The organism is Thermodesulfobacteriota bacterium (assembly GCA_039028315.1).
GTDB lineage: Bacteria > Desulfobacterota_D > UBA1144 > Nemesobacterales > UBA2774 > CR02bin9.
Genome location: JBCCIH010000120.1, coordinates 1 through 7,611, shown reverse-complemented (window position 1 = coordinate 7,611; position 7,611 = coordinate 1). Strand labels below are relative to the sequence as shown.

Annotated in this window: 9 protein-coding genes; 4 read left to right on the top strand and 5 right to left on the bottom strand. The window is 39.3% G+C overall.

Annotated features, from left to right (window positions below; genetic code table 11):
• Positions 1–185 precede the first annotated feature (185 nt).
• The 4 genes from AAF462_08170 to AAF462_08155 are packed head-to-tail and all read right to left on the bottom strand — an operon-like array spanning position 186 to position 2,810.
• Positions 186–1,157 carry a diacylglycerol kinase family protein gene (locus AAF462_08170; protein MEM7009092.1) on the bottom strand — a complete coding sequence of 324 codons (972 nt, stop codon included), beginning with the start codon at positions 1,155–1,157 and terminating at the stop codon, positions 186–188.
• On the bottom strand, positions 1,154–1,675 hold the full coding sequence (locus AAF462_08165; protein MEM7009091.1) for an adenine phosphoribosyltransferase: 522 nt from the start codon (positions 1,673–1,675) through the stop codon (positions 1,154–1,156). Before AAF462_08165 ends, AAF462_08170 begins: the two co-directional genes overlap by 4 nt.
• A gap of 21 nt (positions 1,676–1,696) precedes the next feature.
• Positions 1,697–2,353: a LysM peptidoglycan-binding domain-containing M23 family metallopeptidase gene (locus tag AAF462_08160; GenBank protein MEM7009090.1), complete on the bottom strand. Its 657-nt coding sequence runs from the start codon at positions 2,351–2,353 to the stop codon at positions 1,697–1,699.
• A complete protein-coding gene (locus tag AAF462_08155; protein MEM7009089.1) occupies positions 2,337–2,810 on the bottom strand; it encodes a TIGR00725 family protein in 474 nt (157 codons plus the stop codon). The genes AAF462_08160 and AAF462_08155 overlap by 17 nt, the downstream gene beginning before the upstream one ends.
• An 86-nt stretch (positions 2,811–2,896) precedes the next feature.
• On the opposite strand from AAF462_08155, the gene AAF462_08150 reads away from it, so the two are divergent.
• The 3 genes from AAF462_08150 (at position 2,897) to AAF462_08140 (ending at position 6,964) form a co-directional block, all read left to right on the top strand.
• Complete coding sequence (locus AAF462_08150) at positions 2,897–4,483, top strand: sodium:solute symporter (GenBank protein ID MEM7009088.1); 1,587 nt, start codon at positions 2,897–2,899, stop codon at positions 4,481–4,483.
• Between the two features lie 58 nt (positions 4,484–4,541).
• Positions 4,542–5,183 (top strand): hypothetical protein, encoded by a 642-nt coding sequence (locus AAF462_08145; GenBank protein MEM7009087.1) that lies wholly within the window; start codon positions 4,542–4,544, stop codon positions 5,181–5,183.
• Between the two features lie 77 nt (positions 5,184–5,260).
• Complete coding sequence (locus AAF462_08140) at positions 5,261–6,964, top strand: AAA family ATPase (GenBank protein MEM7009086.1); 1,704 nt, start codon at positions 5,261–5,263, stop codon at positions 6,962–6,964.
• A 19-nt stretch (positions 6,965–6,983) separates the two neighbouring features.
• Here the strand turns inward: AAF462_08140 and AAF462_08135 are convergent, their stop codons facing one another.
• Positions 6,984–7,307, bottom strand: a complete 324-nt coding sequence (locus tag AAF462_08135; GenBank protein ID MEM7009085.1) for a TfoX/Sxy family protein — start codon at positions 7,305–7,307, stop codon at positions 6,984–6,986.
• Positions 7,308–7,405: 98 nt separating this feature from the next.
• On the opposite strand from AAF462_08135, the gene AAF462_08130 reads away from it, so the two are divergent.
• Positions 7,406–7,611: tetratricopeptide repeat protein (locus AAF462_08130; GenBank protein ID MEM7009084.1), on the top strand; the 206-nt coding region annotated here is incomplete at its 3' end.

Sequence of the window (7,611 nt, the reverse complement as noted above, 5' to 3'; positions counted from 1 at the left end):
TTTGATAGATCTTTTGCATATAGAGGCTCTACGTTGGAGTCTGTTATTATGGCAAATTTGTGGCCAAGACCGGCATTGCTGATCCGCTCGGGGATCGATTCCAATAGCCCTTCATCAATTACAATATCGTATGAATTATCTTGTGTTTTCTTAAGGTTGACCCTAATTTCCTGCATATATGTATCCTAGATTGACAGCTCTTCTTCCCCTTTAGGAGAGTAAATATTAATTTTTGGCCCTGAGCTTATATTGATTTGGGTTTCAGTTTCATGATCATAAATCTCACCATCAATTATATATCCCATATTTTTCTCTATCCGCAAGTTATGAACGGCCTGATTCACAAAATCTCCGCATTCATCAGATTCAAGGCCTCGGTAGAGACCAAGGGGTATTTTATGTTTAGATTTTTTTAGATAAGGCTCTCTCATATATACGGTGTTAAATGAAACCCCGGGCTCAGGTTCATCGTTAAAAATATTAAATCCAAAGACAAATCTTTTTAAGTAAGATGAGACCAAAAAGATATGGTCCTTATGGGGCAACTCTTTGCCGTCAATATCTACAACTGAATCGATCTGCTTGAATATACCGTTTTCTGAGTCTGCTATAGACATAAGAACGGTTTTAATCGCCAGCATCGATGCCACCTGAATGCCGGCGCCTTTAGTGTAGTAGTCAAGCATGAAATTATATAAAAGCCCGTCAATCCAAGTAAAGCCGTAAGTAGGTCTTGAAAGGTGTTTGTCTTCAACCTTCAAAAGTCCTCTTTGGGTTATAGGAATATTCTTTTTGCTATTTATAAGTTCGTTTAAGTCTTTGCACACGGAGAGCTGGTCTCTTCTAAGCCCAACGTCTGAACCGATCATATTAATTGTTCCGCCCATAAGCGGCACTACCACCGGAAGCTCTTGTTCTCCGTAAAGGTTTATGTACCAAGATAGCACATTGCAGATTGTGCCGTCGCCTCCGCTAATGAGAAGATATTTTATGTCCTCACTATGAAAATCCTTTATTACATCTGGTATTTCATCTTTATTAGTTGTCGCACACAGCACAGCTTTACTTCCGAAGATCTCTTTAAGTTCATCTATAATATCAGAACTCTTTTTCTTATTAATTCTGGCTAGTGGGTTTAAAATTATTCCTATCTTCATTCTTCGTACTTTAACAAAGACCAAACTGTGTCAGGCTCTAGTTTTTTAACCCCTCCAAGTGCAGTAAGTTCAACCAAAAAGCAGTATCCCAGCACCTCTCCGCCAAGCTGTTTTATAAGATCGCCAGTTGCAGCAGCAGTGCCTCCAGTAGCAAGAAGATCATCGATTATAACTACTTTACTTCCGTCATGTATCGCATCTCTGTGAACTTCGAGCGAGTCAGAACCGTACTCTAAATCATAAGAAGCATTAATTGTAACATAGGGCAGCTTGCCGGGCTTTCTCACAACCACTAGACCAACGTCTAGTTTCATTGCAAGAGCTGACGCAAATATAAAACCTCTTGCTTCTATTCCTACCAAGTAGTCTATATCTATTCCTTCTAGCAATTTGGCCATTTCATCCACAGCTTGTTGAAAAGCTTTGGCATCTTGCAAAAGGGGCGTGATGTCATGGAAAATTATGCCTTCTTTTGGAAATCCCGGTATATCTCTAATGTGTTTTCTAAGTTCTTCCATTTTACAGTCTCCTTATTCAGCTTATGGCAGGTAATTTGAGGGATTAACTGGTCTGCCGTTTTTTCTAACTTCAAAATGAAGGTGGTTTCCGGTCGATCTCCCTGTTGATCCAACTTCACCGATTACTTCTCCAGTTCTTATGCAACTGCCTGAATTCACTCTGTTTTTACTGTTATGTGCATATAGTGTCCTCATTCCATTTCCGTGGTCTATGATTATAATTCTACCGTAACCTGAGTATCCTTTTAAATTTGAGCCGCTAGCGACAATAAGACCATTTGCAGCGGCCCTTATTGGCGTTCCCTTTGGAGCAGCTATGTCTATGCCCTCATGCATTCTACCCCATCTCATTCCATAACGCGAAGATATCCTGCCTGAAACAGGCCATATCAGCCCCTGTCCGCTTACAACAGCCCCTGGGATTCTGAGTCTTGTGCCTACTGGAATATCTGTATGGTCATCAATCCCATTTACCTCTATGAGATCGTTTACGGTCGTATTATACATTTTGGATACTCTATAAAGTGTTTCACCCAGCTCTAGGGTGTGATAGCTGTAGCTAGTAACTGTCTGAAAATCTGCGGGAAGACATTTTTGTACCTGGGGATCAGTTGGAGGTGGTACTGAGGGTTTTGGCGGCGCACTTTTTCCGCAGGAATAGCTAATTACCAGGGCCAATAAGCCCAGCAGCCATATGCACTGCCTCTTTGGGATCTTTCGCTTTTGTAATATCTTCAGATACATCCCAGGTGCCAAGTCCTATGATTGGAATTTCAAGTCTTAATGCGAAGGCTATTTCTGATAATGTACCGAAGCTTCCTCCTATTGCAATAATGGCGTCTGATGATCCGGCAACTATCAGATTTCTGGCGTGTCCCATTCCTGTAACTACAGCGTAGTCTATGAACTCATTACATTCAGTCTTCGTGCTTCCGGGGACAATGCCAATAGTAGTCCCGTTTTGTGATTTTGCTCCCCGAGATGCTGCTTCCATCACGCCGCCCATAGCGCCGCATAAAAGCGTGTACCCGCTTTTGGCTATTTCCTCACCAACGGCCTGTGCAGTTTCCAAATCCTTTTGTCCCGCATCACCGGCCCCGATCACGCCTATAATCTTTTTCCTTCCAGAGCTCATTGTTAACCTCCGCTTAGTGTTTTATATTAGTTTAGCCCAAAGCCTAATACAAGATTATTTAAATATTATTAATTATATAGAGCAAAATGAACTATTTAGACTGGATTGTAATAGCAATCTATATTAGTTTTCTAATCGGACTCAGCTTTTATTTGAGCAGGGGACAAAAAAGCGTTGAGGACTATTATCTAGGCGGAAGAACAGTGCCTTGGTGGGCTATAGGAGTCTCTACCATGGCTACGCAGCTAGGTGCAATCAGCTTTATCTCCGCTCCTGCGTTTGTTGCGCTTAAACCAGGTGGCGGTCTTAAATGGATAGGTTTTGAATTCGCTGTTCCGCTTGCGATGGTATTTATTATGATTGTGCTTATCCCAGTAATTCACGGCACCGGCGCTGTTAGTCTATATGCTTATCTAGAGCGGCGTTTTGATTCCTCCACAAGAGTAGTCGTGAGCTCAATCTTTCAAATAAGCAGGGCCCTTGCAACCGGTGTGGGGATTTATGCAATCGGCATTGTTCTCTCTGCAATATTAAATGTTCCGCTTACTCCAACAATAATAATTATAGGCTTTGTAACAATAATTTACGATGTGCTTGGCGGCATAAAGGCGGTTATTTACACAGATGTAATTCAGATGCTGGTTTTAACTTTAGGAATTCTGATAACGGGACTTACAGCATATTTTCTGATCGGAGGATGGGAAAATTTGCTGACCGGGTTTGAAGCAGAGCGGCTGCAAATGCTAAATCTCAACTCACACGGATTTGGTGATGGAGAGGATTTTAGTTTCTGGGCGCTGGTAGTTGGCGGGTTCTTTTTATATGTCGCCTATTACGGTTGTGATCAGAGCCAGATTCAAAGAGAAATGAGCGCTAAAAACCTTGATGAGGCAAAGCGCTCACTTATGCTAAACGGTATTGCGCGCGTGCTGATTGTCGCGGCATATCTGACCATGGGACTTTTAATAGGAGCATATGCGCTTCAAAGTGAGACTTTTTTAAGCCTTATCCCAGATGGCAGTTATGACTATATGGTTCCGACATTTGTACTTAACTACCTACCGCACGGTGTTATTGGTTTTATTGTAGTTGCTTTAATTGCCGCGTTTATGTCCAGTCTAGACTCTGCTATTAACTCCCTTAGCGCAGCCACAATGAGGGATATATATCAAAAATTCATAAATGCTGATGCCTCTGAAAGCCATAATTTTATGATGTCCCGAGTGCTTACAGTTTTTTGGGGAGTTATTTGTACTGGGTTTGCTTTTTTGGTGGGCGGTATTTCTGATACGGTGATTGAAGCGATTAATAAAGTAGGCTCACTTTTCTATGGGCCGATCCTGGCAGCTTTTGTGCTTGGAATAATGTTTAGGGCAACTACTGCTAACGGGGTTAAGCTAGGAGTGTTGTGCGGAGTATTGGTAAATTTCGTATTATGGATTGGTTTCCCCGAGGTATCGTGGCTATGGTGGAACGCCGCCGGGTGCTTATCCGCAATATTTATAGGCCTAATCTGGAGTTCAATATTGCCCGGCAAAAAACAGGTTCCTCATAGTTTGTTGTATCTGCCTAAGGCTGATTCAAAATGGAAGTGGAGATATCTGTTTCTGATTGTATACTTTTTCTTTATAATTATTGTGACGTACATTATACAAACATTTTGGCTCACGTAGAGATTATGTTTTATGAAGTATATGAAACAATGAGATAAGGAGTGTAGGGAGAATAATGATGAGATATTTAACTCTTTTTGTGTCGTTTTTGGCTTTACTTATATTTTCGGTTCCAGTTAATACTTTTTCTCAGGATACCGACCTATCACCACTAGGGTTTCCTTTTGGTATAAATAAAAAACAAGCAAGGAACATAATTGATTCCAATGGCAAGAGAATCGTTCATGATAAAGAAGATTCTAAGGATATGAGAGTCATTATGATGCAGGGCGTGATTGTTGAACTGCCTATAGATACTGCAGGCAGAGATGTCCTGACAGAGCTTGAATTCTATGATAAAAAGCTTCTTTCTTCCTCATTGGTATTTAAATCTGTTGATGAATCAGAGAAAGTTGAAATTGAAACCGAGTTTGATAAATACTTTACAACTACCTATGGCGAGCCGACAGAAAGGGGCAGTATGCTGCACTTTAAAACTATAACTTGGCATGCTCAGGATATGCTTTTGGTGCTCCATGCCAATGAGAAAGACCACAGCGTTAAAGTTCAATATAAATATAAGCCCGGACTCGCAAAACGCTTTGAGGACGATCTGGATACCAAAAGGGGAACTGTTCACAAGGACCCTGCTAAGACAATGTTCCTAGAGGGTGACTACAGTAAGCCGACCGGATACGACGAGCAGTATGGAACTCAGTAGATAACCAGATAATTTTATTTTATAGTGTTTGTGTCTAACTATTAAGACATCTGCAATTATCAACATATAATATCAACATGGGCGATCAAAATACTACTAGTAATATAAATTTTCACCTTACTAGTATTACTTTTAATGACGGAACTAAATTAGATCTACATCCTAATGATATTGTAGTAATAGTAGGACCAAATAATTCAGGCAAATCTGTATCTCTTAGAGAAATACTCAATTCAATAGAGTACTCAGATGGCCGATTACCAAAGAATATTGTCTTGGAGATTGAAAGTGCGCGTTCTGGATCTCCAGACGATGTTATTGCTTGGCTTGAAAGTCATAATAAAAAAGAGATTCATAATTCTGCAGTAGAATATGTGGGTCTTGATGCTAGAGTAAATGAAGCATTTGTAGAATATGCTTGGTTAAGACAGAGTGATCTTGAAAGTTTAACAAGATTCTTTTGTAATTTTATATCTACTGAAGAACGTCTACAGGCAACCAAACCTGTTAAGAATATAGATATTTCAAGAGACTCACGAAATAAACCCATTCAACTACTTCTTGATGATATTAATTTTGAAAAAAATTTAAGTAAAAAAACTCAGGAAGCATTCGATATTCCATTTTTTTTAAATCGTTGGCAGGGAAATATGCTATCACTCCTTGTAGGTAATCCGCCTGCAGGGGAACCTTGGACTAGAGAATATTCAAATAAATTATCACAGATCCCAGAAATTTCAGAGCAGGGTGATGGAATTAGAAGCTTCATAGGATGCGTTTTAGAATTGTCCATACCCCGTTATTTTATCACAATGATAGATGAGCCTGAAGCCTTTTTACATCCCTCGAGTGCAAGAATATTAGGCAGAATCTTAGCAAAGGATAAACGTGATAATAAGCAATTATTTATAGCGACCCATAGTGTCGATCTACTTAGAGGGTTGTTGGATGCAGGTACTGGTAACTTAAGAATCATACGAATCACTAGAGATGATGATAAGAATCCAATTAGAGAACTAAATCCAGATGATATTGAATTACTATGGAGTGATTCTTTGTTAAGATCATCTAATATACTAGATGGATTGTTTCACGAGAAAGTAGTAGTTTGTGAGAGTGATTCAGATAGCAGGTTTTACTCGGCTTTATCAGATTCAATTCTCGATTTATCCCCAGGTAAATATCGTCCCGATGTTATGTTTGTAAGTGTTGGTGGCAAACATCGTATCCATGTAGTTATCAAAGCACTAATGGCCTTAGGTGTAGATGTAAGAGTCATAGCCGATTTTGATATATTGAAAGAGAAAAACGATATCAAACATTTAGTAGAAGCTTTTGGAGGAAATTGGAACGATTTTAATAGTGATTGGACTAAAGTAAGCACTTCATTAAACCTAATATCTCCTCCCCTAAATGTAAATCAGACTAAGCAAGAAATTGATAAAATTCTTGAATCTCAAAAGAACCCTTACTTAGACGAGGATTCGCTAACTAAAATTAAAGATAAGCTCAAAATGGTATCACCTTGGGCGTATGTTAAACAAAGTGGTAAAACTGCGATCAGTTCGGGAGATGCAACTGGAAATTATATCGATCTAGAACAGAAACTTAGAGCATTAGGATTGTTTATAGTTGAAGTTGGAGAATTAGAAAGATTTGTTCCGCTTGTAGGTGGTCATGGCCCTGCATGGGTAAACAAAGTTCTAGAAAAAGATTTAGCGACGGATCCAGAGCTTGAGATTGCACGTGAATTTATTAAAAAAGTCTTAGACCTTGAATAACAAATTAAACTTTAGATTACTACTTCCTTGGCTTTTTTGGGGGGAGGGTGTTTGCAAATGCTATTCCTTTATCAATCCACGTGCGAAGGCTCTTTTCAGATTTTATAGCTTTGGGTTCGACGTATACATATCCTTTCATAGGTTTTCCTGTAAAGTCCATCGGCCTAACATATTTCTCAGATAGGGCTTTCTCATATTGTTCTGATCCGACCCTTACCATGAGCATATCGTCCACAATCCCAACACACATATGATCCTTATACATGTAGGCAATGCCCCCGAACATCTTCTTCTCGCCTATATTTTTATCGTCTGAAAATATGTTGCTTATTCTTTTCGCCAATTTCTCATCATATGCCATGTTTTCTATATTAATATATTCGAACCAAGTTTGCATTTATTATATTGATATCAAATATTTCATCATCTATACTAGCACCTATGAGTAAACTAAAATTTGCACAAAAAACAGTATTTTTCTTGATTATATTCTCAGTTATAGCAATTGATTCAGGTATTGCTCAAAGGACAGTGGATCAACTGGTAGCCCAGGGTAGGGCAAAGTTTGAAAATGGCGACTATCAGGGTTCAATTCTAGATTTTACTAAAGCAATCGAGATAGACCCTAATGATGCCACCCTATATGC

Excerpts from the sequence above, each read along its gene's own strand:
- AAF462_08170 (MEM7009092.1), bottom strand. The coding sequence starts at position 1,157 with ATGAAGATAGGAATAATTTTAAACCCACTAGCCAGAATTAATAAGAAA.
- AAF462_08165 (MEM7009091.1), bottom strand. The coding sequence starts at position 1,675 with ATGGAAGAACTTAGAAAACACATTAGAGATATACCGGGATTTCCAAAA.
- AAF462_08155 (MEM7009089.1), bottom strand. The coding sequence starts at position 2,810 with ATGAGCTCTGGAAGGAAAAAGATTATAGGCGTGATCGGGGCCGGTGAT.
- AAF462_08150 (MEM7009088.1), top strand. The coding sequence starts at position 2,897 with ATGAACTATTTAGACTGGATTGTAATAGCAATCTATATTAGTTTTCTA.
- AAF462_08145 (MEM7009087.1), top strand. The coding sequence starts at position 4,542 with ATGAGATATTTAACTCTTTTTGTGTCGTTTTTGGCTTTACTTATATTT.
- AAF462_08140 (MEM7009086.1), top strand. The coding sequence starts at position 5,261 with ATGGGCGATCAAAATACTACTAGTAATATAAATTTTCACCTTACTAGT.